At 49.4% G+C, this 23,949-nt stretch carries 20 protein-coding genes; 5 read left to right on the top strand and 15 right to left on the bottom strand.

Annotation, left to right across the window (positions count from 1 at the left end; translation table 11 throughout):
• Entirely contained in the window at positions 1-2,508 is a 2,508-nt protein-coding gene (locus BO18_RS28180) for an NAD-dependent epimerase/dehydratase family protein (protein ID WP_034451259.1), read from the bottom strand.
• A 508-nt stretch (positions 2,509-3,016) separates the two neighbouring features.
• Here BO18_RS28180 and BO18_RS28175 point away from each other — a divergent pair.
• The gene (locus BO18_RS28175) at positions 3,017-5,365 is read left to right on the top strand and encodes an AMP-binding protein (RefSeq protein WP_034451258.1); all 2,349 of its coding nucleotides are present in this window, start codon (positions 3,017-3,019) and stop codon (positions 5,363-5,365) included.
• A gap of 12 nt (positions 5,366-5,377) precedes the next feature.
• On the opposite strand, the gene BO18_RS28170 is transcribed toward BO18_RS28175, so the two are convergent.
• The 5 genes from BO18_RS28170 to BO18_RS28150 all read right to left on the bottom strand — a co-directional run bounded on the left by BO18_RS28170 (position 5,378) and on the right by BO18_RS28150 (position 9,650).
• Positions 5,378-6,109, bottom strand: coding sequence for a hypothetical protein (locus BO18_RS28170; RefSeq protein WP_034451257.1), 732 nt, complete (start codon positions 6,107-6,109; stop codon positions 5,378-5,380).
• A 194-nt stretch (positions 6,110-6,303) separates the two neighbouring features.
• A complete protein-coding gene (locus BO18_RS28165) occupies positions 6,304-6,882 on the bottom strand; it encodes a hypothetical protein (protein WP_034451256.1) in 579 nt (192 codons plus the stop codon).
• Positions 6,883-7,039: 157 nt separating this feature from the next.
• Positions 7,040-8,272: a tyrosine--tRNA ligase gene (tyrS, locus tag BO18_RS28160; protein WP_034451255.1), complete on the bottom strand. Its 1,233-nt coding sequence runs from the start codon at positions 8,270-8,272 to the stop codon at positions 7,040-7,042.
• 31 nt (positions 8,273-8,303) lie between these two features.
• The gene (gene trxB / locus BO18_RS28155; protein ID WP_034451254.1) at positions 8,304-9,215 is read right to left on the bottom strand and encodes a thioredoxin-disulfide reductase; all 912 of its coding nucleotides are present in this window, start codon (positions 9,213-9,215) and stop codon (positions 8,304-8,306) included.
• A 3-nt stretch (positions 9,216-9,218) separates the two neighbouring features.
• Entirely contained in the window at positions 9,219-9,650 is a 432-nt protein-coding gene (locus BO18_RS28150; RefSeq protein ID WP_034451253.1) for an acyl-CoA thioesterase, read from the bottom strand.
• Positions 9,651-9,758: 108 nt separating this feature from the next.
• Here BO18_RS28150 and BO18_RS28145 point away from each other — a divergent pair, with 108 nt between their 5' ends.
• The gene (locus tag BO18_RS28145; RefSeq protein ID WP_034451252.1) at positions 9,759-10,418 is read left to right on the top strand and encodes a trimeric intracellular cation channel family protein; all 660 of its coding nucleotides are present in this window, start codon (positions 9,759-9,761) and stop codon (positions 10,416-10,418) included.
• A gap of 87 nt (positions 10,419-10,505) precedes the next feature.
• Here the strand turns inward: BO18_RS28145 and BO18_RS35855 are convergent, their stop codons facing one another.
• From BO18_RS35855 to BO18_RS28120, 5 genes are all read right to left on the bottom strand, one after another.
• Positions 10,506-11,885: an N-acetylmuramoyl-L-alanine amidase family protein gene (locus BO18_RS35855; protein ID WP_051689239.1), complete on the bottom strand. Its 1,380-nt coding sequence runs from the start codon at positions 11,883-11,885 to the stop codon at positions 10,506-10,508.
• A gap of 84 nt (positions 11,886-11,969) precedes the next feature.
• Positions 11,970-12,578, bottom strand: coding sequence for a bifunctional phosphoserine phosphatase/homoserine phosphotransferase ThrH (thrH, locus tag BO18_RS28135; RefSeq protein ID WP_034451251.1), 609 nt, complete (start codon positions 12,576-12,578; stop codon positions 11,970-11,972).
• Between the two features lie 18 nt (positions 12,579-12,596).
• Positions 12,597-14,141 carry an MBOAT family O-acyltransferase gene (locus BO18_RS28130; RefSeq protein ID WP_034451249.1) on the bottom strand — a complete coding sequence of 515 codons (1,545 nt, stop codon included), beginning with the start codon at positions 14,139-14,141 and terminating at the stop codon, positions 12,597-12,599.
• 10 nt (positions 14,142-14,151) lie between these two features.
• Positions 14,152-14,394 (bottom strand): acyl carrier protein, encoded by a 243-nt coding sequence (locus BO18_RS28125; protein WP_034451247.1) that lies wholly within the window; start codon positions 14,392-14,394, stop codon positions 14,152-14,154.
• Positions 14,395-14,424: 30 nt separating this feature from the next.
• On the bottom strand, positions 14,425-16,206 hold the full coding sequence (locus BO18_RS28120) for an HAD-IIIC family phosphatase (protein ID WP_034451245.1): 1,782 nt from the start codon (positions 16,204-16,206) through the stop codon (positions 14,425-14,427).
• 186 nt (positions 16,207-16,392) lie between these two features.
• Here BO18_RS28120 and BO18_RS28115 point away from each other — a divergent pair, with 186 nt between their 5' ends.
• The 3 genes from BO18_RS28115 to BO18_RS28105 are packed head-to-tail and all read left to right on the top strand — an operon-like array spanning position 16,393 to position 19,986.
• The gene (locus BO18_RS28115) at positions 16,393-17,574 is read left to right on the top strand and encodes a cation:proton antiporter (RefSeq protein WP_442856589.1); all 1,182 of its coding nucleotides are present in this window, start codon (positions 16,393-16,395) and stop codon (positions 17,572-17,574) included.
• Between the two features lie 23 nt (positions 17,575-17,597).
• Entirely contained in the window at positions 17,598-18,701 is a 1,104-nt protein-coding gene (locus tag BO18_RS28110; protein WP_034451241.1) for a bifunctional glycosyltransferase family 2/GtrA family protein, read from the top strand.
• A 10-nt stretch (positions 18,702-18,711) separates the two neighbouring features.
• Entirely contained in the window at positions 18,712-19,986 is a 1,275-nt protein-coding gene (locus BO18_RS28105; protein WP_034451239.1) for an SLC13 family permease, read from the top strand.
• Between the two features lie 78 nt (positions 19,987-20,064).
• On the opposite strand, the gene BO18_RS33755 is transcribed toward BO18_RS28105, so the two are convergent.
• The 4 genes from BO18_RS33755 to BO18_RS28085 form a co-directional block, all read right to left on the bottom strand.
• Complete coding sequence (locus BO18_RS33755) at positions 20,065-20,394, bottom strand: hypothetical protein (RefSeq protein ID WP_051689238.1); 330 nt, start codon at positions 20,392-20,394, stop codon at positions 20,065-20,067.
• A 69-nt stretch (positions 20,395-20,463) separates the two neighbouring features.
• Complete coding sequence (locus BO18_RS28095) at positions 20,464-21,297, bottom strand: hypothetical protein (RefSeq protein ID WP_034451237.1); 834 nt, start codon at positions 21,295-21,297, stop codon at positions 20,464-20,466.
• A 17-nt stretch (positions 21,298-21,314) separates the two neighbouring features.
• Positions 21,315-22,601, bottom strand: coding sequence for a hypothetical protein (locus BO18_RS28090; protein WP_034451235.1), 1,287 nt, complete (start codon positions 22,599-22,601; stop codon positions 21,315-21,317).
• A 32-nt stretch (positions 22,602-22,633) separates the two neighbouring features.
• The gene (locus BO18_RS28085) at positions 22,634-23,926 is read right to left on the bottom strand and encodes a hypothetical protein (protein ID WP_034451232.1); all 1,293 of its coding nucleotides are present in this window, start codon (positions 23,924-23,926) and stop codon (positions 22,634-22,636) included.
• Between the last annotated feature and the right edge of the window lie 23 nt (positions 23,927-23,949).

Here is a 23,949-nt window from a genome sequence, read left to right as displayed (position 1 = left end):
TCAGTTACCGGGCTTCGGCGGAGGTGCAAAGATCCCCGGAGGAACAACAGGTCCGGAAGAAGGAGTGAATGCCTCGATCTCGGCTTCGAGATCATCTATATCGGCATTGGAAGGTTTCATGGCAGCTGCGGGTGCTGCAGATACTGCAGGCTGAGCTGACTTAAACGGACTGGGTTCTGAAGCCTGTGAAGACTTGAACGGACTCGGATCAGCAGACTGCGCTGACTTAAACGGACTCGGTTCGGAAGACTGTGCCGACTTGAAAGCTGAATTTATGGGCTGGGCAGCAGGCTCCTTCGCTGGAGCGGAAGCTGCGGGCTGTGCAGACTTGAACGGGCTCGGCTCAGCAGACTGGGCTGTCTTGAAAGGACTCGGTTCGGTAGACTGTACAGGCTTGAAAGCCGAGTTTATCGACTGACCGCCGGCAGGCGCCTTGGCGGGAGCGGCTGCCGAAGGCTGCATTGCTGCTCTGAAAGGTGAGTTGCTGGGCTGCAGTTTCTCTTCACCGGAATCCTGTGTGCCGGACAGTGTTTCAGCCGGCTTTGCCAATCCGGAAGAAGGTGTGGCGGCAGCTCTGGGGAAACCTGAAGAAGGTGTTGCAGCGGCTCTCGGGAATCCTGACGAAGGAGTAGCGGATGCTCTCGGGAAACCTGACGAAGGTGTTGCTGCAGCTCTCGGGAATCCTGAAGATGCGGGAGCAGCCTTGGGAGCTTCTTCCTTCTTCTCTTCAGCCTTCGGTGCTTCATCAGCTTTAGGTGCTGCGGGAGCGGAAGGCGTTGCAGTTGCCTTCGGGAAACCTGATGAAGGAGTTGCTGCAGCTCTCGGGAAACCTGATGAAGGTGTTGCTGCGGCTCTCGGGAATCCTGAAGAAGGTGTTGCTGCAGCTCTCGGGAATCCTGAAGATGCGGGAGCAGCCTTGGGTGCTTCTTCCTTCTTTTCTTCAGTCTTCGGTGCTTCAGCTGCCTTGGGAGCTTCCTTCGGAGGGATTATGGACTTAGCAGGCTCTGCCTTGGGTGCGAAAGGTGTGGGCTTTGCATCATTGGGCTTTGCCTGAGGGATTATTGATTTTGCAGGAGCGTTATTCTGAGGCTGGACTGTCGTGAACTTTGCAGGTGTTCCGCCGAATCTGAATGTCGTCTCCGTATTGAGTTTCTCCTCTTCATCTGGCTCTGACATCAATGCATCAGGATCCTTAAGTGAAGACTGGGGAATGATGGACTTGTTCTCAGCTTCTTCCTTAACCTCTTCTTTAACCTCTTCCTTCTTTGCCTCTTCAACTGCTTCCTTTGCGGCTGCGGCAGCCATGGCTGCTGCAGTGGCAGGTCTGGTGTTGGCGGGTCTTGAAGGTGCTTCAGCGGGTGCGGTGGAAGCGGAACTTGCCTTTGATGTGACACTCTGCTGCTGCTTGAGTCTTGCTTCCATTGCTTCTGCGGAGGACTTCTTCTCGGACTTGCTCTGAGGAGCATCAGAAGATTTCTTATCCGACTTGGGCTGTACTGCAGCTGCAGCCTGGATGCCGCCGTGCTGTGCGCCCTTGATCGTATCGTTGAGTGAATCCTTAAAGCTGATAGATGTCTCGGGAAGGATGCCATTGCTGTCGCTCTCGAATCTTGCGTCCGGATTCTCGCTGAACAATGTATAAGCCTGTCTCGGATTCTCCTTGTGTGTGATCTTGTAGTAGAAGTCGACGAGCTTTGCAAGAGACTTGCTCATGACGAGCTTCGAAGCTGTCTTGACCGGTGCGTCGATACCGCTGATCTCATTAACATCCTTGAAGAACTCGCCACTGGTCTTGTAATCGCCGGCAACGATGTATCCCGCACCGGGCTCGCCCTTGTCTGCGAGTGTGAGCATCGCGTTTGCAACGTCTCTTACGTCGACGAATGCACGTCCGCCTTCCTTCGGAGGGATCGTACCGTTATTAAGATAACTGTTAAGGACCTTGTTGATCTCGTAATCTTCAGAATAGCCGGGGCCGATGATGAATGTCGGAAGTACCATAACGGCATTGAGCCTGTTGAGAGCCACCTTCTCCATTACGTAAGCGGCAGCCTCTGCCTTTGACTTAGCATACTCGCCGGCAACCTTGTTGCGGTCGAAGTGGATCGTGATATCCTCACCCTTTACTTCAGGATTGAGCGCATATGCCGAACTCAGATAAACGAGCTTGCCGACCTTGCGCTTAAGGCACATGTCAACGACGTTCTCCGCGCCGATAACATTAACTCTTCTCATCGTGAGATTCGTCTCATCAGACAGCGATACATACTCATCTGTGTGGAAAAGAACAGCCGATCTGGGATCTTCGAGTTCGAAAAACTCTCTCATGGAATCTTTGTCAGTGGATATACCATAACAGATCTCAATATTGGGATTATTCCTATACATTCTGGTATCAGAAAGCTCACTCATGAGGATCCTGACTTTTTCTCCGCGCTGGAGAAGCATACTGATAACAGTTTTTCCAAGTGCGCCTTCCGCGCCCGATACAAGATACTTAACCGACATACAATCTCTCCTTGATAATGCGTATGCTGTTGATAACCTATTTTAAATATAAGTATCCACGTTAATCATTTTACACTTTCGGAAACCTATGTGCAAAAACAAATGGAAAATGATTGTTGACATTTCTGTAACGCAGATATATTCTTATGTCACATTTCTGCTATGAAATGCGAACAATTGAATAACTCTAAAGGCTGTGACGAAGAAAGCCGCAGAGATTCGTTCAATACAGAGAAGTGCTATTTGCTGAGAGGCACATGACGATATTTGCAACAAGCTATCCCTTCCGAGCCGGCATTCCGAAAAGGATCTTCCCTAGTAGACAGTGCCCGTGATGCTGCGTTAATGCAAAGGAGTTGTTAGACTTCGTAAGTGGCAAACAGAAATGTTTGCAAATTGAGTGGTACCGCGGATTTTATTCGTCTCAATGTCCAAGAAGGATGTTGGGGCATTTTTTTTGCCCCGGCAAGGAACAGACAAGACAGATTGACAGAAAAGGAGAAAGCTTATGTCAACACAAAACAACAGCAGCGTGGAGTTCAAACTCCAGGAAGTTGCAGACAGAGTTCACGGCTTAAGACTCGACATGGGTCTAACACCTGAAGAGGTTGCATCCAAACTTGATATTTCGGCAGAAGAATACCTCAAGTTTGAAGAAGGCACCCAGGACTTCAACTTCACATTCATTTATAAATTTGCCAATCTTGCGGGCGTTGAGATCTCGGACATAATGGAAGGATCTTCCCCTTCCCTTAAGGAATACGCGGTAACCAGAAACGGTCAGGGCAGCCCCATCACAAGACGCACGGGCTACAAGTACCAGCGTCTTGCATCCAGGTTCAAGAACAAGCTCTGCGAGCCCTTCCGCGTTGTCGTTCCTTATTCCGAGGAAGCTTTGAATCCTCCCTACCACCTCGTATCACACAACTACCAGGAAATGAACATCGTCGTAAAGGGAACATTGAAGGTCATCATCGGCGATTCCTCCGAAGTCCTTCACGAAGGCGACTCCATCTATTTCGACTCCACTCAGCCCCACGGCGAGTTCGCTTTGGGCGGCGAGGACTGCGTATTCTATGCGATCATCCTGAATCCCGAGGCATGGGGCAAGGGTGAAAACTACACCACGCCTTACAATTCAGAAGAGATGCGCACCGACAACGTTACAAACGTTGATGCAGCAAACCTTGAAGATGCTGTTTACACACACTATCTCAATGGCATCCTTGACGAGAACGGCACACTGGTCGATGTCGACGTAAACGTTCCCGCATGCAAGAAGTTCAACTTCGCATTCGACTGCGTTGACGCTATCGCTGACAAGAACCCCGACAAGCTCGCAATGCTTTGGGTCGCAAAAGACTGCGTAACCGAGAAGAGATTCACCTTCGCTGACATCAAGAAATATTCCAACATGGCAGCGAACTACTTCAAGTCTCTGGGCATCGGCAAGGGCGACAAGGTCGTTCTCGTTCTTAAGCGCCACTACCAGTTCTGGTTCGCCATGATGGGCCTCGAAAAGTTAGGCGCCGTAGCAATCCCTGCCACCCACCTTCTCCGTGACCACGACTACGAATACCGTTTCAACGCTGCAGGCGTTAAGGCAGTATTTGTTACTGCAGATGACGATGCTGCAGACGAAGCAGAGAAGGCAGCAAAGGCATGCGGAGTTGAGACACTCATCCTCTGCAACGGTTCAAGACCCGGATGGCACGACTTCAACGAGGAGTTCAAGAACTGCTCTGACGTATTCGAGCGTCCTGCTGATTATGCATGCGGCTACGATCCGATGGTAATGTTCTTTACTTCCGGTACATCAGGCTATCCTAAGATGGCTCTGCACTCATATATGTATGCAATAGGTCATATCCCGACAGCCAAGTACTGGCAGAATGTTGATCCTAACGGTCTCCACTTCTCCATCTCTGATACAGGCTGGGGTAAGGCACTCTGGGGCAAGCTCTACGGTCAGTGGCTCTGCGAAGCACCTGTCTTCACATTTGACTTCGACCGCTTCAAGGCAGAGGAGATCCTGCCCATGTTCAAAAAGTACAACATCACTACATTCTGCGCACCTCCGACGATGTTCAGATTCTTTATCAAGGAAGACCTCTCCAAGTACGATCTGTCTTCACTCAAGTATGCCGTTACTGCCGGTGAAGCTCTAAACCCTGAGGTTTTCAACAAGTTCATGGAAGCTACCGGAATCAGGCTTATGGAAGGCTTCGGTCAGACCGAGACAACTCTCGTTATCGCTAACCTCGTTGGTTCGAAGATCAAGCTCGGTTCCATGGGCAAGCCCAACCCGCTCTACGACGTTAAGATCCTTGATCCCGACGGCAATGTATGCAAGCCGGGTGAGACAGGCGAGATCTGCATCAATACACAGAACTATCACCCGAAGGGACTCTTCCTCCAGTACTACCTCGCACCTGATCTTACAAACGATGCATGGCACGACGGCTGGTATCACACAGGCGATACCGCATGGATGGATGAGGACGGATATATCTCATATGTCGGTCGTACGGACGATGTCATCAAGTCTTCCGGTTACCGTATCGGACCCTTCGAGATCGAGAACGTCATCATGGAGCTTCCTTATGTACTCGAGTGTGCTGTTACCGGTGCTCCCGATCCGCAGGGCGTAAGAGGTATCGTCGTAAAGGCCACCATCACGCTCGTTAAGGGAACTGAGGGTACTGAAGAACTCAAGAAAGAGATCCAGCACTACGTTAAGGAGAAGACTGCTCCTTACAAGTATCCCCGTATAGTTGAATTCGTTGATGAACTTCCTAAGACATTCAACGGCAAGATCATGAGAAAGGCTATCAGAGCTGCTGAAGAGCAGAAGTGATCAGCAAAGCCTTTAAGAAGCTTTTAACCAGAGCGGCTCTATCGCGGAGCCGCTCTTCTTTTGTCCGGGTATGTTCCTCACGTCAAAGCGGCTGTCCCTTACAAACGGCCATAAGCAGTTATATGCCTCGACCGGGTCCTTGAATTCGGGCATCGGGAAATCGGATATGTCGAGCAGCATATTTTGTCCGGAGCAGCGCTCGAGAAGCAGGCAGTGCCTCTTGTCATAGATGATGAGATCGTCTATATCGCGCCTGTTCAGAACGGGTTTTCTTATTATCGGGAGCACGGAATTGTGCGGATCTATCACAACGCACGAGGCCTCCTCCCCCATATAAAAATCCAGTTCCTGTAAGACGGACTGCGCTTCCCGGTATAGATCCCTTATCGCCATCTGTATCCCATTCATCATGGCGCTCGAATAATCCTCTGCTATCCGGGCTCCGTATTTAAGAGCACAGAAGATCATCTTGTAGAGATTTATCTCAAGGCATCTGCTGTCCGTCAGGAAATAATCTGCGGTCATCTGCTGGACCTCGGCGCTGCTCCTCGCCGAGATTGTGGAAAAAAGATACTGCGCATCACTGAAACTGGTCACGATGTTGACTGCTCCGTCATCCGGGCCGTATGCTCTGCGGTCCGTTATGGAGGCAGGCACACGGCCCGACCTGAGAGCCGCGAGCACCGCGCACAGATAACCCTCAAACGTACCGTCATATGTATATCTCATGCCCTGCTCCGCCATGATCAGCACCTCCTGTTTTCCTTAGGTGCCGACATTCTATCACCGCGAACATATGTTTGTAAATAGTATTTTCCGTCCTTTTTTGACACGGTCCCATTATTCGTACAAGGCCCGGAAAAGGCGCAAAATAAAAGCCGTCCCACGAGCGGATCACCGCATCGGGACAGCTTTTCCTGACATGTTATTTATCTGTTTTACGGTTTGGGGAAATCCAGCTGCTTCAGCACATTCGCGATCTTTTCCTTGTCGCGCTTGCTTCCGTCAACGGAATAAGCCTCTATATAAACATTCTTGTTTACGTATATCCCGCCGTAAAGTTCGGTATCTTCTGCGAAATAAGTCTTATACATGTCACCGGCATTGAAAACGCTTAATTCCCTGCCGTCACCGAGTTCACCGTCAAACACGATATAGCCGCGCGTCCTGGACACGGAGCGCAGGTTATTACCGTCAAAGTCCCTGTTTTCGATGGCATCCTCAAAGTCTTTATAGAACTCCGTGAAATATGTCATCGCATCGTCTTTATCATTGAATCTGATATATGTAAGGACTATATCGCCGTCATCGTATGCGATAAGGTACTCCGTCCTGCCTCCGGAGATCTTTGCATTCTTTTCGCTGATCGTCTCATCTTCTTCAACGCCGGCAGCCTTATCAAGAACATCAATGAAGACATTCTCATCCTCTATGGGCTGAAATGACGCACAGCCCGAAAACAGGAACAGCGTTGAGCATGCAACAGCAGCAATAGTAAGAACGTGATGTCTATTCATGATCTGCCCCCTGTTATGAATGAGAATAATTTGATAATACGCCTCAAAAGAACCCATTTCAACGAACAGAACATCCTGATACCGCATCCGTGAAATGACAAAAAAAGGAGCTGCCAAATGACAACTCCTTATCAGATACTTAGCTATATCAGAAATATCAGGCGAGTTTTAATCTGTGATAGTTCTTCTTGCCCTTACGAACGATAGCCTCTCCGTTGGCATCGAAGTCGGATTCCTTGAGCTCATAGAACTGATCCTCAACGACATTATCGTTAAGGTATACACCCTTCTGCTGGATCATTCTCCTTGCTTCACCCTTGGACTTCATGAGACCTGCCTTAACGAGAGCATCGGCGATCTGCATGCCGGCATTAAGCTCATCGTTCGTGATCTCAGTTGTCTTCATGTCTTCAGATCTTCCTGCGTTCTCGAAAAGATCCTCTGCAGTCTTCTTTGCAATATTTGCTGCCTCTTCGCCGTGAATGATCTTTGTAACTTCGTAAGCGAGTCTCTTCTTTGCCTCGTTGATAGCTGAATCCTTAAGCTTTGCATACTCGTTGATCTCATCCATCTCGAGGAATGTTAGGAGCTTCATACACTTGATGACGTCAGCATCATCAACGTTTCTCCAGTACTGGTAGAAGTCGAAGACAGGTGTCTTCTCGGGATCGAGCCATACAGCACCCTTTGCTGTCTTACCCATCTTCTTGCCTTCGCTGTTTGTGAGAAGTGTGAATGTGAGACCGTAAACGGATTCACCCTTCTTACGGCGTACAAGCTCCATGCCTGCGAGAATGTTTGACCACTGGTCGTCGCCGCCGAACTCAAGATCGCAGCCGTACTTCTCGTGGAGGTAGTAGAAGTCGTAGCCCTGCATGAGCATGTAGTTGAATTCAAGGAATGAGAGGCCCTTCTCAAGTCTCTGCTTATAGCACTCAGCAGTAAGCATTTTGTTTACTGAGAAATGTGCACCGACTTCTCTTAAGAACTCAATGTAGTTAAGATTTCTGAGCCAGTCTGCGTTGTTAACAATGAGAGCCTTGCCGTCAGAGAAATCAACGACCTTGCCCATCTGCTTCTTGAAGCACTCAACGTTGTGGTCGATGGTCTCGACTGTCATCATCTGACGCATGTCGGTACGTCCGGAAGGATCGCCGATCATACCCGTGCCGCCGCCCATGAGAGCGATAGGTCTGTGGCCTGCCTTCTGCATGTGGCTCATAACCATCATCTGAACGAAGTGGCCTACGTGAAGTGAATCAGCTGTCGGGTCAAATCCGATGTAGAAAGAAACACCGGGCTTGCTCAATAACTCGTAGATCTCATCTCTGTGTGTTGCCTGTGAGAAGTAACCTCTCTCTTCAAGCACGTCGAAAACATTTCTGTACATATATTCCTCCAACAAATTGTTATCTCTTTTATCAAACACCGAGCTTGATATAGTCTATCGCAGCAAGTGCCGCAACCGCACCGTCAGCGCAGGCCGTCGTAAGCTGTCTTACCTTCTTGACTCTCGCATCGCCTGCAGCAAAGATTCCTTCGACATTTGTCTTGCAGTTCTCGCCTGCTTCGATGTATCCGCCCTGCAGTGTGACTAGATCCTTGAAATCAGCTGTCTTAGGCTCCTGTCCTATGGCAACGAAGAGTCCGTCAACATCGATAGTCTTCTTGCTGCCGTCTTCCTTGCTGATGACCTCAACGCCTGAGAGCTTGGGATCGCCCAAAAGGGTCCCGATCGTATAAGGCGTTACGATCTCAAGGTTCGGAAGCTTCTTTGCCGCTTCAACAAGCACATCCTCAGCCCTGAATTCGTTTCTGCGGTGTATAAGATATACCTTGTCCACGATACCTGCAAGATATATGGCATCTTCTACAGCAGTATTTCCGCCGCCGTTAACCGCAACTGTCTTGCCCTTATAAAACGAACCGTCGCATGTGGCGCAATAGGAAATGCCTTTGCCGAGAAGCTCGTCTTCCCTGGCGATGCCGAGATGACGGTTCGAAGCACCTACCGCGAGGATCACTGCCTTACAGGTATCGGTCTTTCCAGATTCGAGCGCAACTTCAAAGCCGGTTTCCGTTTTCGTGACCGAAGTGACCTTGTCAAACTCGAGCACGGCACCGAGGTTCACCGCCTGGTTGTATAAGTCCTGTGCAAAATCAAAGCCTGAGATCTTCGCAATGGCAGGATAGTTCTCGACTTCGGGAGTGTTTACGATCTGGCCGCCGTACATCTCGGCCTCGTAAAGAACGGTATCCATTCCGGCGCGTCTTGCATAGATCGCTGCCGAGAGTCCCGCCGGACCTGCACCTACGATGATGATGTCTGCCATATGTCAGCCTTCCTTTCCGTTGACGAGCATATCGAATCTCGCATGAGCCTCAGGATTCGTTCTCTGAAGCGAGAGCACCTTTCCCTCACGGCTTATGAAACAATGCTCGCTCGTTCCCGTACATCTTACCTGCTCTGTCTCCTTGTCGAAAACAGTGTATTTGATATCGAATCTCACACCCGTATATCTAGTGATCTCGGCCCTGATAACGACCGTATCACAATACTTTGCCATTGTCTTATACTTGGCGGTCAGACCTACGACGGGGCTTATGATCCCCATCTCTTCCATTCCCTTATATCCCAGACCAATCTCCTCAAAGAGCTTGGTCCTCGCTTCCTCGAACCACCTGATGTAATTAGAGTGATGGGTGACTCCCATCTGATCGGTCTCGTAGTACTGCACGAGATGCTCGCAATCGGTAATCGCAGCCATGCGAAAATGCCTCCGCCTATATAGATTTAAATATTTTATTTATGGGAGAGGCAACTGTCAAATATTCGCGGGCTTCTCAGGAAGAAGAAAACATATATAATTGCATCTATGGATACCGAACTCTTCATCTTGATCACGGACATAATAGGCACTGTCGCATTTGCAGTGTCCGGCGCCATGGCGGGCATCCGTAAAAAGATGGACATCTTCGGTGTCAACATCCTCGCGCTCCTCACGGCAACCGGCGGAGGCATAATCAGGGATATCGTAACGGGCTCCACGCCTCCGACAGCCTTCAAGAACCCTTTGTTTGTAATCATAGCGGCTGTCACCGCCAACATAACCTTCATATTTGTCTGGTGGGAACACAAGCACAAGAAGAACGTTTCGGAAAAGACACGCGCGATCTACGACAAGGTCTTTTTCTGGTTCGACACGATCGGCCTTGCGGCATTTACGGCTGACGGTGTTCACACCGGTCTTTTGGGACCTTTTGCTGGCAATGCCTTTCTCGTCATCTTCCTCGGCGTCGTAACAGGCGTCGGCGGCGGCGTCTTAAGGGACGTCCTCTCTTTGGAGATGCCTTACATCTTCGTAAAACACATCTATGCATGCGCCTCGATTGTCGGTGCTGCGGTCGTATATATCATCTACATGGTCACGGGATCTTCTGAAGCGGCGATGCTCGCCGGCTTTTTCTTTGTCTGTGCGATCAGATTCTGCGCGGCACACTACGGCTGGAATCTGCCGAAAGCATATAAAGACTGACCCTTAAAATTCAGGACCGGTACTAAAAGAGGTTATCTCACCACAGGCAAGATAACCTCTCCGTTGTTTTATCTTTGATCGCCGTATTTACGGATTTGTACAGTAACCAGACTTATCGAAATTATAGTTCTTTCCGTCGATCTTCCATGTCTCGTTCTTTGCATACCAGCCGTTCGAGTCGCCATACCACCAGCCCTTGGAATCCTTCTTCCAGGATGCCTTGTAAGTGTATGTCCACTTGCCGTCAGCATCGAGACGGTAACCGCCGCAGTACTCATTTGCGGCCATAGCGCCGTTTGTTTTGAAGAAATAGTACGTTCCGCTGATCTGTTTCCAGCCGGTTACCATCGCGCCTGATGATTCGAAGTAGTACCAGGTACCGCCGATCTGCTGCCAGGAGGTTCTCATCTTTCCGTTGCTGCCGAAGTAGTACCACTTGCCGCTGATCTGCTGCCAGTCCGTGCGCATCTTTCCGTTAGTTCCGAAGTAATACCAGACGCCGCCGATCTGCTGCCAGCCCGTACGCATCTGACCATTGGAACCAAAGTAATACCAGGCACCGTCTATCTGCTGCCAGAACTTGGCCATGACGCCGGTAACCGTATCCGCATAATACCAGCAATTACCGTCAAGGAACCAGCCTTTCTGAAGCACATTATCGGTGTAGTAATAATACTCACCGTTAGTGAGATACCACCCTTCCTTAACAGGTTTATACTTCATTTCCGCACCGTTAAGCGCCCACATCTGAAATCTGTATTCACCGTTAACGTAGAATTTCGTGTCATTGAAATCAGTCTTATAACCGTTTTTGGGTATGACCATCACTCTGAGGGCATAAGTCTTACCCTCTTCGAAAACATAGTCAGAGGTAAGATGCCAGTACGGATATTCATAAATATACCAGTAACAGAATACGACTTTGTATTTTGACGTATCGCTCGATACAGGAAACATATCAGGGCTTGCACCCACTACAGGCTTGGTTATGGTAATGTTTACGGAAGGCAGCAATTCCGTCTTCGACGTCCCGCAGGTAAACAGCGATTCCAGGGGTTCATAGTCATCAAGACCCGACCCGTATTTGTGAGCGATGTCGCCATTGATGTAAAAAACAGTATTATCATCAAATTTGTATCCATCCTTAGGATAAAATTTGATCCTGACAAAATATTCCTTGCCTTCTTCGAACCGGTCCGTGGATTCCATATGCGGATAGGGGCTTTGTCTGGGATACCAGTAATCAAGTTCAACATAATACTTATCAAGATCACACGCCACAGGCTTCATATCCGGCGCAGTTCCGTCCAAGGGTAAGTTGACGGTACATCCTGCGGTTGTTATCAAAATATCTGCCGTTTTCGCATTAACGGTATTGTCACCCGAAAGACCATGTATCAGAGCCGCACTCAACGCTGCAGTCAGAACAGCTGCAGTAATCTTTTTCCATAGAGACTTCGCCTTCATCTTATACCCCCTTAACATCATGTTTGTTTTATTATGCCTCAGATGATCCTTCATCCGGAACGGCCGTTATCTGATATGAAAAGATCAGTTGGAATCCGGAACTGCCCTGATTGCAGCCAGGAGCTCGTCAAACTCCTCGAAAGCCGGGATGTCCGGGTTGTCGGCAATGATCTTTTCGGTGCTCTTGAAAAGGAACCCTGCCTTCGATGCCTTGATCATGGCAAGGTCATTATATGAATCGCCTGATGCGATGGTGTCGAAACCGATCGACTGCAGCGCACGTACAGTGGACAGTTTGGAGTCAGTGATCCTCATCTTGAAGTCCTCGATCATGCCGTCTTCGCCGACTATCAGCGAGTTGCAGAAAAGAGCCGGATAACCGAGCTTTGCCATCAGAGGCATGGCGAACTGCGTGAACGTGTCGCTTATGATGATGACCTGCATGTCCTTCCTGAGTTCATCAAGGAATTCCTTCGCGCCCGGGAGAGGATCGATCTGGGCGATAACGTCCTGGATCTCCTTAAGACCCAAACCGTGCTCTCTTAAGATCCCGAGTCTCCAGTGCATGAGCTTATCGTAATCAGGCTCATCCCTGGTCGTGCGCGTAAGTTCGGGAATACCTGTTTTTTTCGAGAACTCGATCCATATCTCAGGTACCAGAACACCTTCCATATCAAGACAAACAATGTTCATGTTTAAAATCCTCCTTCGTCAGATCCTGGCGTATATAAATGAACCGGAATCATAGCCAAGGCCATACATTCCGAATATCAACGTTGCAACTACGAGCACCATAAATGCTGCCCACAAAAGAACTGTTCCCTTGCTCCTTAAGAAAGCGATGGCCGACTTGGGCTCGGCGTCTTCACTTGGAACGTACTTATATGCATCAACTGCGGCAACGAGCAGCACGGCAGCAATAAGCACGATGAGGTTTGAGAGGTTCATGCCCGAAGAGGAGAAATTCGCCCAGTTGAGAGCAGCGCCTCCCCTGCGGAAAATAGCGACATACATGTCGAGTGCATCCATGACCGTTGCCGACCTGAAGAATACAAAGCCCGTGAGCATAAGTATAAATGTGCGGACGGACTGGAATATCCTGAAATAGAGTTTGTCAGCACCGATCTTAGGACGGATGTTCTTGAAAAGAGGTTCGAAGATCATGCCGAGCACTATATAAATAAAATGCAGGATACCCGAACCGATGACATAGTTCCAAAGACCGCCGTGCCAGTAACCGACTGCGAACCAGAGGATGAACAGGGCAATATATGTTGGTACTTTCTTGCCGTTCTTCTTGCCGAACTTTGCCTTCGACCAGTCGCCAATCTTTATCAGCAGCTCGCTCTTGAGGATCGGATACATGAGGTAGTCACGGAGCCATGCTCCAAGCGTGATATGCCATCTTCTCCAGTATTCCTTGACTGTTTTCGAGAAGAACGGACAGTTGAAGTTCTCGGGCAGTTCTATGCCTAACATGTGGGATACGCCAATGACGACTTCCATGCATCCAGAGAAATCGCAGTAGAGCTGGATGGCGAAAAAGAACACGCCGATCGGCACATACCACCCGGTAAAGACCTGGTGGTCGCCGAAGACCATGTTGACCACGATCGCAGCGCGCTCGGCTATTACGAGCTTTTTGAAGAAACCCCACGCCACCCTGACGGCTCCGTCGGCGATGCGCGAAAAGGAGAACTTCACTTCCTTCGCCTTCTCGAACTCTGCCGAAAGCGAAGCATACGTATTCATAGGACCCGACATGAGCTGCGGGAAATATGTCGAGAACAGGAGCACCTTGAAGAAGTTCTTTTCGGGCGCGATCTTCTCCCATCTGCAGTCCAGTATGTAGCCTGTTGTCTGGAGGACGTAGAAAGACATTCCTACGGGGACCGCATAAAGGAAGAATGTATTCGTATCCTTTGTCGCGCCGAAAAGGAGATTTAATCTCTCAGCCGCAAGCCCGATTACGTTGTAGTACTTGACGGCACAGAGCAGCGCGATGTTTATCACCACAGTGATCACGGTAAAGACATTGCGGAAAGCATTGCTCTTCGAAGGACCTGCCAAAAGCCCTCCGATATAGCAGAGAACCGCGGATATCAAAACAAAGACCAGAGTGTAAAAGCCTAAGAATCCCGCAAATGCGAGGCTTGCCAACAACACCACCCAGATACGGAAGTTCTTGGGTACGACGTAGTAGAGCAGCAGTACTGCCGCGACAAAGACCAGGAAGAGCGAGGATACCAGCGACATCCGTGATTCCTTATGAGAGATGGGCGATTATCTTGTCTACCATCTCGCCGACGTTTTTTAGTCCCGTTGTCTCGCCCATCGTGAACTTGATGCCGAAGCATCTCTCCACAGCAACGATCAGGTTGATGTGCTCAAGCGAATCCCAGCCGTCGACATCGGATGCGACCGTGGAATCGTTTACCGTGATTTCCTCATCGTCGAAAACATCCTGAAACACTTCGTTAAGCTTGTCGTAGATTTCTTCTCTTGTCATTTCCTTATCTCCTTGCAAAGACGTTTTCCGTCAGTTGACCTTGATCGCGATGTTGCCGCTCTTGTGCGGTTCAGCGAGATCCAAAAGCCACTCCGTTGATCCGTCTTCTGTCTCGTTTATCTTTGTAAAGCCCTGGAGGGCGTAAAAATCACTGACCATTTTATTCTTTGCTGTCGGATAATAATAGCCTTTGATCTTTGTGATATTTCTTGATTTTGCCTCAGAGATGAGCTCATCCATCATTGCAAATTCCATACCGCGCTTTAACACCCTGCAGCTCATGAGCCACAGATCGATATGAAATACGCCGTCTTCCTCATGGCCGAAAGTTACCGCAACGACGCCGTTGTCGCCGAACTTGTCCTCGAGCCTTCCATAGAGCGTGATATATGAAGGGTCTGAAGCAAAAGACTCGATCTCGGCCTGGCTGCAGCGTTTTGTCGTAAGGTTGAACTGGTTGCTCTTGTTGGTAAGCTCTGCGATCCTCGCCATGTATACGGGTGAGAATGGCTTGATCTCGGCCTTCATTTCGAGCGACTTCAGATAATCGTCGTAGTTATCAAACGTTGCGGAAGCCTTTGCGCGCTCCATGTTTGCCTTGTACATTCCGCCGCGCTTGAGGTCTTCTTCTGATATCCCAGTGACCTCAAAGAAACCGTTCGAATCGATAACATCGATGTATGTCTCGGGAGCACCTACCTCTGGAACGGAAATGCCCGGGATCTGCGTCTCCACCAGAGCCCTCTCGACGGGGTTGTCGTCAACGAAGACGAAGCTGTCGGCGCCGATGTTGAGCTCCTGAGCGATATTGGAGATATTGCGGTCCTTGTTCTCCCAGTTGGCCTTAATGAGGATGAAGTCATCCTGCTTCAGCGTGGAATCGGGCCTTGCAAGGCCCGCCAGGGCATTCTCCTCGTCATTCTTTGAAGCGACGGTAAGAAGGATGCCCAGGTCCTTATGCGCCTTGATGTACTGCTGGAATTCGGTGAAGAGCTCGGACTCGGCATCCTCGTGACCTACCTTGATGTTCTCGGGTCCGTCATCTCCCACGATGCCGCCCCACAGGGTGTTGTCCATGTCGAGCGCGAACGCCTTCTTGTTCCGGCCGTAGACCGCCTTGATTATGTGAGCGAGATTGAATGCAAAGTCAGGTATCGCAGATACGCTCAGCGCATACTTATATCTGTACCAGTCGCCGGGATCTGCCCACTTCTTTATGCCGTATACGGCTGAGACGTAGTTAATGTCGTTGATGAAGAAATTCTGATGCGCCTGGGCGTATGAACAGAACCCCTCATTAAGCCTGTTTATGAAGTTGAGCCTTCCGTGGATATTCGTAAAGTCGCTGTTTCCGAGGAGCCTGTAAAACGGCTGCTCGAAATTATTCTGGATGACCGTGCACTTGTAGCGCTGCTCAAGAGCGCTCCAGATCTGCTCGAACCTTGCCATCGTCTCTTCGAGGAGTGTGTCGATCTGCTCGGCTGAATCCGTTACCTGAGGGAACCTTGCGATATTCCTTGTCGTTGTATGCACGAAAACGAGGTCCGGCTTGAACTCATCGAGTTCGGGATTGCCGAAAACGGCATCCTCATAGTATTTGTTGTATTCAGACTCATAGAACTCGGCCTTGATGCCGTAGTTCAGGAGGAAAAGCTCTAATATCAGTTTGATGTCGCTTGTCGTCGACCCGCCCAGTATGGCGATCTTCTTTTCGATATACCGGATCCCTTCCCTTGCCAAAAGCTCTCTTCTGATCGCCTTCTTCTTGCGAAGGATAAAATCGGAATCGTAAGGATATTCAAGCTGTTTCATCAAATGCCTCCGCCCTTAAGACCTTATATCAGGTCATGGATTGACACCATATAATAACATTTTTACGCCTTAATCACCTTATTAAAAGAAGAAGTTTGTATAATATGCAGTCTGTTGCATTATTTTTTGCGTGTTATAACTAGTAGCAGTGCAGATTTCCGGCAACTTTTTGAACACTGATTGGGAGTGACAGTTTTGGAAAACCTTTCATTTTTACTTGATATAGCTCTGATACTCCTTACCGCAAAGATATTCGGTATCCTGGCAAGGAAGCTCCACGCCCCTGAGGTCGTCGGAGAGATCATCGCAGGTCTTCTTATAGGACCTGCCGTTTTGGGCTTTGTCGACCAATCCGACTTCATCAACAAGATGGCCGAGATCGGCGTCATCATGCTCATGTTCGAAGCCGGTCTTTCCACCGACATGAAGAAACTCAAGCAGACGGGCCTCAAGGCAACAGCCATCGCCTGTGCAGGCGTCTTCGTTCCTCTCGTGCTCGGTGCACTTCTCTTTATGTGTTTCTACGGCTTCGGCCCTATCGGTTCCGAGCAGTTCATCAAGGGACTTTTCATCGGAACGATCATGGCCGCCACATCCGTCAGCATCACGGTAGCCGCACTCAAGGAGCTCGGTAAGCTCAGCAGCACCGTCGGTACGACCTTAGTAAGCGCAGCCATAATCGACGACGTCATCGGTATCGTCGTCCTCACATTCGTATTGAGCGCAAAGGGCTCCGGCTCTTCCGTATGGATCACGATGCTCAAGGCCATAATGTTCTTTGCGATCGCAATAATCACGGGCTTTGTCGTATACAAGGCCTTCAAGTGGCTCGATGCCAGATACGAACACACCAGGCGTATCCCGATAGCAGCACTCGTTTACTGCATCATAATGGCTTATGTCGCAGAAAGGTTCTTCGGAATCGCAGACATCACGGGCGCTTATGTAGCAGGTGTTGTCCTTTGCAACCTCCACGACGTCAAGTATGTTGAGCGCAAGGTCGACGTCAGCTCCTACATGGTATTTGCGCCTATATTCTTTGCAGGCATCGGCCTCAAGGTCTCCTTTGAGAGCATGAACCCGATGCTCCTGTTCTTCTCCGTTGCATTCGTTTTCGTCGCATGCATAGCAAAGATCATCGGATGCGGCACCACGGCAAAGATCTGCAGGTTTAACTGGAACGATTCTTTGAAGATCGGCATCGGCATGATGACCAGAGGCGAGGTCGCGCTCATTACAGCGCAGAAAGGTCTCAACGCAGGGCTCATCACCTCCGATTATTTCACGGCAGTCATCCTCATGATCCTCGTAAGTTCGATCCTCGCACCGATCCTTCTCAAGGTCCTTTATAAGCCAAAGTCAGCCTGAAGTAATATGTTAATATAGTTGCTATGGGAAAAGATGAGATAAACAGTTCGGCACTTGTTCCGATAGTAATACCCTCCTATGAACCTGATGACAGGCTCATTACATTGCTCAATGCTCTTAACGGAAAAGACATGGGTCCCGTTATCATCGTCAACGACGGCTCTTCTGAAGAGTACGATCACATTTTCGAACAGGCCGAAGCTCTCATCAAGGAACGCGGGGGCAGGCTCATATCATACCGCCCCAACCGTGGAAAAGGCAGAGCGCTCAAGACCGCTTTCGAATATATCCGCGACAATATGCCCGGCGCTTTAGGCTGCGTTACCGCCGATTCCGACGGACAGCATACTCCCGGATGCATCTCAGAGATAATATCATCACTTAAAGAACACCCTGACGATCTTATTCTCGGAGTAAGGGAATTCAATAAAAAAGAGATCCCCTGGAAGAGCTGGTTCGGCAATACCATCACCATCAAGGTCTTCGCCTATGTCTCCGGAATGAAAGTCAGCGACACCCAGTCAGGTCTCCGCGGCATTCCCTTCAAGTTCATGACCGAGCTCATCGACTGCAAGGGCGAAAGGTTCGAATATGAGACCATGATGCTCCTCGAGTGCGCCGGAAGATACGGACTCACGGAGATCCCGATCAAGACAGTCTACGATTCAAAAGAGAACCACCAGACTCATTTCGATCCTTTCAAGGATTCGATAAGGATATACAGGATACTGGGAAGGAAGTTCATCAAGTTCGTCTTTGCCTCCCTGTCGTCCTTCATCATTGACATTTTGCTTTTCCACCTTTTCGTACTCTGCTTCAAAGAAGCCTTTCCGCTGCTCTTCGTCTCCATCGCGACGGTCGGTGCGAGGGTCATTTCGGCAGTCTACAATTATCTGATAAACTATAAATTCGTATTCAGGAGCCGCGCCTCAAAAGGCGCTTCGCTCACCAAGTATGCACTTCTTGCTATCATCCAGATGTGTCTGAGCGCAGGGATCGTAAGCCTTATCGTCTTCCTTCTCCCGGTCATCAATGAGACGGTCATCAAGTGTATAGTAGACACGTTGCTGTTCCTCGTCAGTTATACGGTACAGCAGAAACTGGTCTTCAGTTCCAAAGAGAAGTGAGGGGTAATAGATGAAGATATTTGCCATAGCGGTATTCGTACTCATGTACGTGCTCATGATAATCCTGCCGAAGCGCCGTGCGATCGTTGCGCTGGCAGCGGCCGCCGTCATGCTGATCGGTCAGGTCCTGCCTTTGAGCAATGTTCTCCCGTCGATCGACTGGAACGTGCTCATGATGATATTCGGAACCATGGTCATCGTGGACTACTTCATCGAATCCAAGATGCCGAACAAGATAGCTGAAGCGCTCCTGAGGCTCTCTCCCAACGTCATGTGGGTCACGATCATAATGTCACTGTTCTCCGGCATTATTTCCGCATTCATCGACAACGTCGCCACCGTTCTCATGGTAGCGCCAGTCGGACTGGCCATTTGCAAAAAGCTGAAGATCAATCCTGTCCCCATGATAATCTCCATAGCCGTATCTTCGAATCTCCAGGGTGCGGCAACGCTTGTCGGCGACACCACCTCCATCATGCTTGCGGCAGCTGACCATATGAACTTCAACGACTTCTTCTGGATGGACGGGAAACTCGGAATGTTCTTTGCCACAGAGTTCGGAGCGCTTCTCACGATCCCGATCATGATGTTCCTCTTCAGGAAGAACCGCCAGCCGGTAACGAGCGACGAGCACACGAAGGTTACGGACTACATCCCCACGATCACGATGCTCGGACACGTCGTCCTTCTCATCATCGCCTCCTTTATCCCTGACACTCCGCCCACGACAAACGGCATCATCTGCATGGCATGCGGAATCCTTACGATAATCTGGGAACTCTTCAAGCAGAAGTCCACCAAGGGCATGGTCCATTCCCTCAAGGCTATGGACTACGATACAATGCTCCTGCTCCTCGGCCTCTTTGTCGTTATCGCTTCCATAAAGGAAGTCGGACTCATAGATGACCTCGCTAACCTTATCGCAGGTGTCGGCGGCAACAACAAGTTCGTCCTCTTCACGGTGGTCGTCTGGGGTTCGGTCATCATATCCGCTTTTATCGACAACATCCCTTATGTGGCAACGATGCTCCCTCTCCTCGCGAGCGTAGCTGCAGCCATGAACGTAGAACCTCACTTCCTGTTCTTCGGTCTCCTTGTCGGCGCCACATTGGGCGGCAACCTGACTCCGATCGGAGCATCCGCCAACATTGCCGGTGTCGGCATGCTGCGCAAGGAAGGCTATGAGGTAAGCTTCGGTGACTTCATGAAGATCGGTATCCCCTTCACTCTCACAGCAGTCCTCACAGGATATCTCTTCGTCTGGTTTGTCTGGACGCCCGTATAAGCCGGACCATGTAAAAAGGGTTATCTCAACACCGTTGAGACAACCCCTGACTTAAATACCGTTTTTCCTAAACTGTTCTCAGCCTTCCTCACCGTAAAATGCTTCATATGCGGCTTCAGCAAGTGTACCGCTCGAATTCGAGATAACGGTGCTGTCGGGAGCCAGGAGCCTGTAGCTTCTCTCACCCAGGGAGCCTATCGGCATCTGTCCGTCTATACCGAGGAGAATGTTATAAAAACAATCGGTAAGGACCGAGTCAAAGACTTCTCTAAGGAGCTCATCGCTTGCTCCGGCAGCCTTTAGTTTTGCGATCTGTTCGCCGGCAGGAGTATCGGCGCTTCCGAGATAATTCTCAAGGATGGCATCCTTTTCTTCCCTGGCAGCCTTGGCAAATAATAAAGCATCCATGATCGGTATCCTCCGATTTCACAGTTTTATATATTTTATCAAGAACCCGCCCCAATAGCAAAGATACCGTCAAAGTCCGCCCGGCGGAGTAACCTTCATGGCATCACAGACGGGACCGGTGTTCTTATCCAGATCTTTCTGCTCCGTTCCGAAACCGTAAACATAAAAAACCGTCTTGTCTTTGAGATAGACTCCCGTATTGGTAGTAAGGCTTCCGCTCTTGCCCTGCATGAGCGTATATGTGATGCCGTCCTCTTCAAAGGACTCGCAGACAAGGTCATCGTCGACCGAATCGATCTCGCCTAACATGTCGGACCACTCGTCTACAATTGCGGGATCCACGCCGAGATTTTCAAGTTCTTCTATCATCTCGTCACGGAGTCTTTTCATCTCCTCGTCATTTTCGAAGATCTTCTCTGCAAGCGCGGCGGAATAATATGAGATCTGGTCATAATCGACAGGAATGAATTCGGAATGAACAGAAACAGCTGATTCATAGTATTCTTCGGCATCTCTTTCCGAGCCGAATACCGCTGACACGAAGAAACACTCATAAACGCGTGAATCACGCATATCGCCGGTAACGAATACTGTCGCCTCTTCGATCGTATCAGAATAGAACATCGAGACATCATCAGTATAATCAAGGGCCTGTCTGACGTCTTCTTCGCCTTTTACCCTGATGCAGAAGCCATCGTCAAGGCGTGAGAGATCACCGTAAGTGTCGTTATAACCGTGTGAGAAATCGCGTGCGTTACCAAACATCCGTGCACCGGACTCTTTGGCATATTTCTCAAGCGAAGACGGACTCATTGGATCACCGGAAAACTTAAAGCAGCCGTTCAAAGACAGCATCACAGATGCCGCAAGGATAACCGATACCGCCGTCCGGAGTCTCTTCATCGTATTACTTCCAATCGTCAGCTGAGATTTTCCAGAAGCTCCAGCATAAAATCGCAGGATATCATGCCGATATAGGGCTTGGCGAGAAGCTTGTATTCTATATCCTCGGTCGCGATGTAACTGTCGTTTGAGAGCACCACGATCGCATCATCGACAAATCCCGTAAATACGGAAACGTACTCCTCCTCCGTTATCTCGGTTCCGTCCTTAAAATACTTATATGTGACCTGATATGTGTCATTATCGTAATCGTAGTCGTTATGGACTTCGCGGAGATACTGCGTGGTCTCATTCCACTGGTGATCGTATACGGAGGTGTAGTAACCGTACAGAACGTCCTCTCCGTGGATCGAGGAGACGATGAACTCATCATCAGTTACATAGAGCAGCGACTGTCCGCCGCTTCCGGCCATATAGATAACATTAGGGATATGGACCACTTCCATGGCTTCGCCAGCGTATTCGAAATATGAATACACAGAGATCTCTCCTACGGAACCGTCGCTGTCAGGCCTTTCCATCAGCACATAGAGTTCCGGGATGCCGTCACGGTTAATGTCGTAGAGTCCGCACGTCTTATCGGTACTGAAAGTATTCTCGATAGCCTTTATGGAAGCGCCGTTCTCTTCCAGGATCTGTATATATGCTTTTATCGCCCTGTCATAACTGTCGGAGAATGCTGTGCCGTCAGTTTCCGAAGGCCATGTGCCGGTAGTATCAGTCGGATCTGTTCCGGAAATGACCGGGAGTGAATAGACAAAACTGAAGACTTCACCGATATCCTTGCTCTTTGAGACTTTCCAGACACCGTGTTCATCAGTCTCAAATTCGATCTTTCCCTTGATCTCGATCGTATCCTCTGACGCTTTGAGGTCATCCATGACTTCGTCATAACTGTAATGCGTCTCGGCAAAGATGCTCTGCCAGTCGACCAGCTCGTAGGTTACCTTGGCAGAAGCCGTCTTATTCTCCATGTCGATCTTTATGTTTTCTTCCTCATAGCTGAACACGATAGTAGATGCTATGTATTCATAGATCTGGGCGACATCGCTGCCGGCTTGCTCAACATAAAAATCTTTATCCAGGAGCCGGGACAGATCTTTGTATTCCTGATCCTTTTTACTCCAGGTCGTATTTTCGCGTGCCTCATCCGGATCAAAAGTGATAACGCCGGCGATATAATCGTTCATCGACCTCTGCACCGAGAAAAAGGCATCCCTGTAAGCTGCTTCGTCATTGTTTCCCGTACAACCTGCAAAGACCGTCATGCAGAGGATCAATGATATTACCTTGCTTATCTTCATGGTTATCTCCTTCGAAATCAGTCCTGAACCCGTCAGATCAGCGACTCAAGATATTCTATGGCCTTGTCGTAGGTCATCATGTTCAAACGGGGTTTGGCGTTGAGCGGATACTCAACATCCTCGGCAAGAGGAGAATAGTTACTTGCGACCACTACCGTCGTTCTGTTGACGAAGTCCTTGAATATCGCGTTGTATTCGTCCTGTGAAATCGCAACGTCATCGTTCATGTAATACTCGTATGTGTTTATCTCGAGATCGTTAACGGGATCGTATTCATAATAGACATCACGTCTGTAATGGTCCAGGAGCTCCCAGTTGCTGAGCGAATAAACATCAGATTCGACATGGAAAAGGGCCTCCTCGCCGTGAGTGTAAGTAAGGATAAGTTCATCTCCGGTAATGTAGATGATGTAATATCCGCCGCCCTGCGCCTGATAGATGACATCGGGAATAGATGCACGGATGAATACCTCGCCCGAATAATCGTCATAAGTGCAGAAATGGAATATGCCGCTGTAATCTTCCGTATGCTCGGTGATGTAATACAGCTCGGGGACTCCGTCACCGTCGAGATCATAGATGCCTACAGGCTCAGTATTAAAAGAGTTCTCGATCTTCTCGATTCCGTATCTGTACTGATCGAGATACCAGAGATATTCCTTGACCGCCTGATCGTATATCACGGAGATATCCGCAGACTGTGTATCAGTCGGTTCAGTCGGGTCGGTCGGGTCCGTATCGGTGGGATCAGGATCCACCGGATCCGGCTGCACATCGATATAGGGGAATGTCTGGGTATAGGCAAAAACATCATAGAGATCATTGATCTTGGAGATCTTCCACTCACCGTCTGTAAGTTCGAAACTGAGCTTACTGTTGAACGACAGGATGTCTTTCGACTTCTTTACGTTCTTCAAGGCCTCATCGTATTCATAGTCCGAATCTTCATAGATGCTCTTCCAATCAGCGATCTTATATGTAACCTTAACCGAAGCTTTGGTGTCATTTATCTTGATGTCTTCGCTTTCATACTCAACGGAAACGGTCGCAGCAACGGCCTTGCAGACCTTGTATGCTGTCTCTCCGCAAGAATCTTTGTAGAAGCTTCCGTTCAGGAGCCACGCGGTCTCAGTATAAGCCGTATCATCCTCTTCCCAGTTCGTAAGCGCGGTTACGGCTTCGCCGTCAAAATTGCTCAGCGCCTCCGCATAATCCGAGATCAGACCTTCGATGGCCTCCTGGGATTTCTTCGAATCGTCACAGCCTGCAAAACCTGCCGCAAGAGCGACACACAATACCGATGCAATGATCTTTCTAAACTTCATATCTCTCTCCTATATCAGCCGAG

It is taken from the genome of Butyrivibrio sp. AE2032 (genome assembly GCF_000702965.1).
The sequence above is the reverse complement of the archived record's forward strand: the minus strand, read 5'-3'. Positions and strand labels throughout refer to the sequence as shown.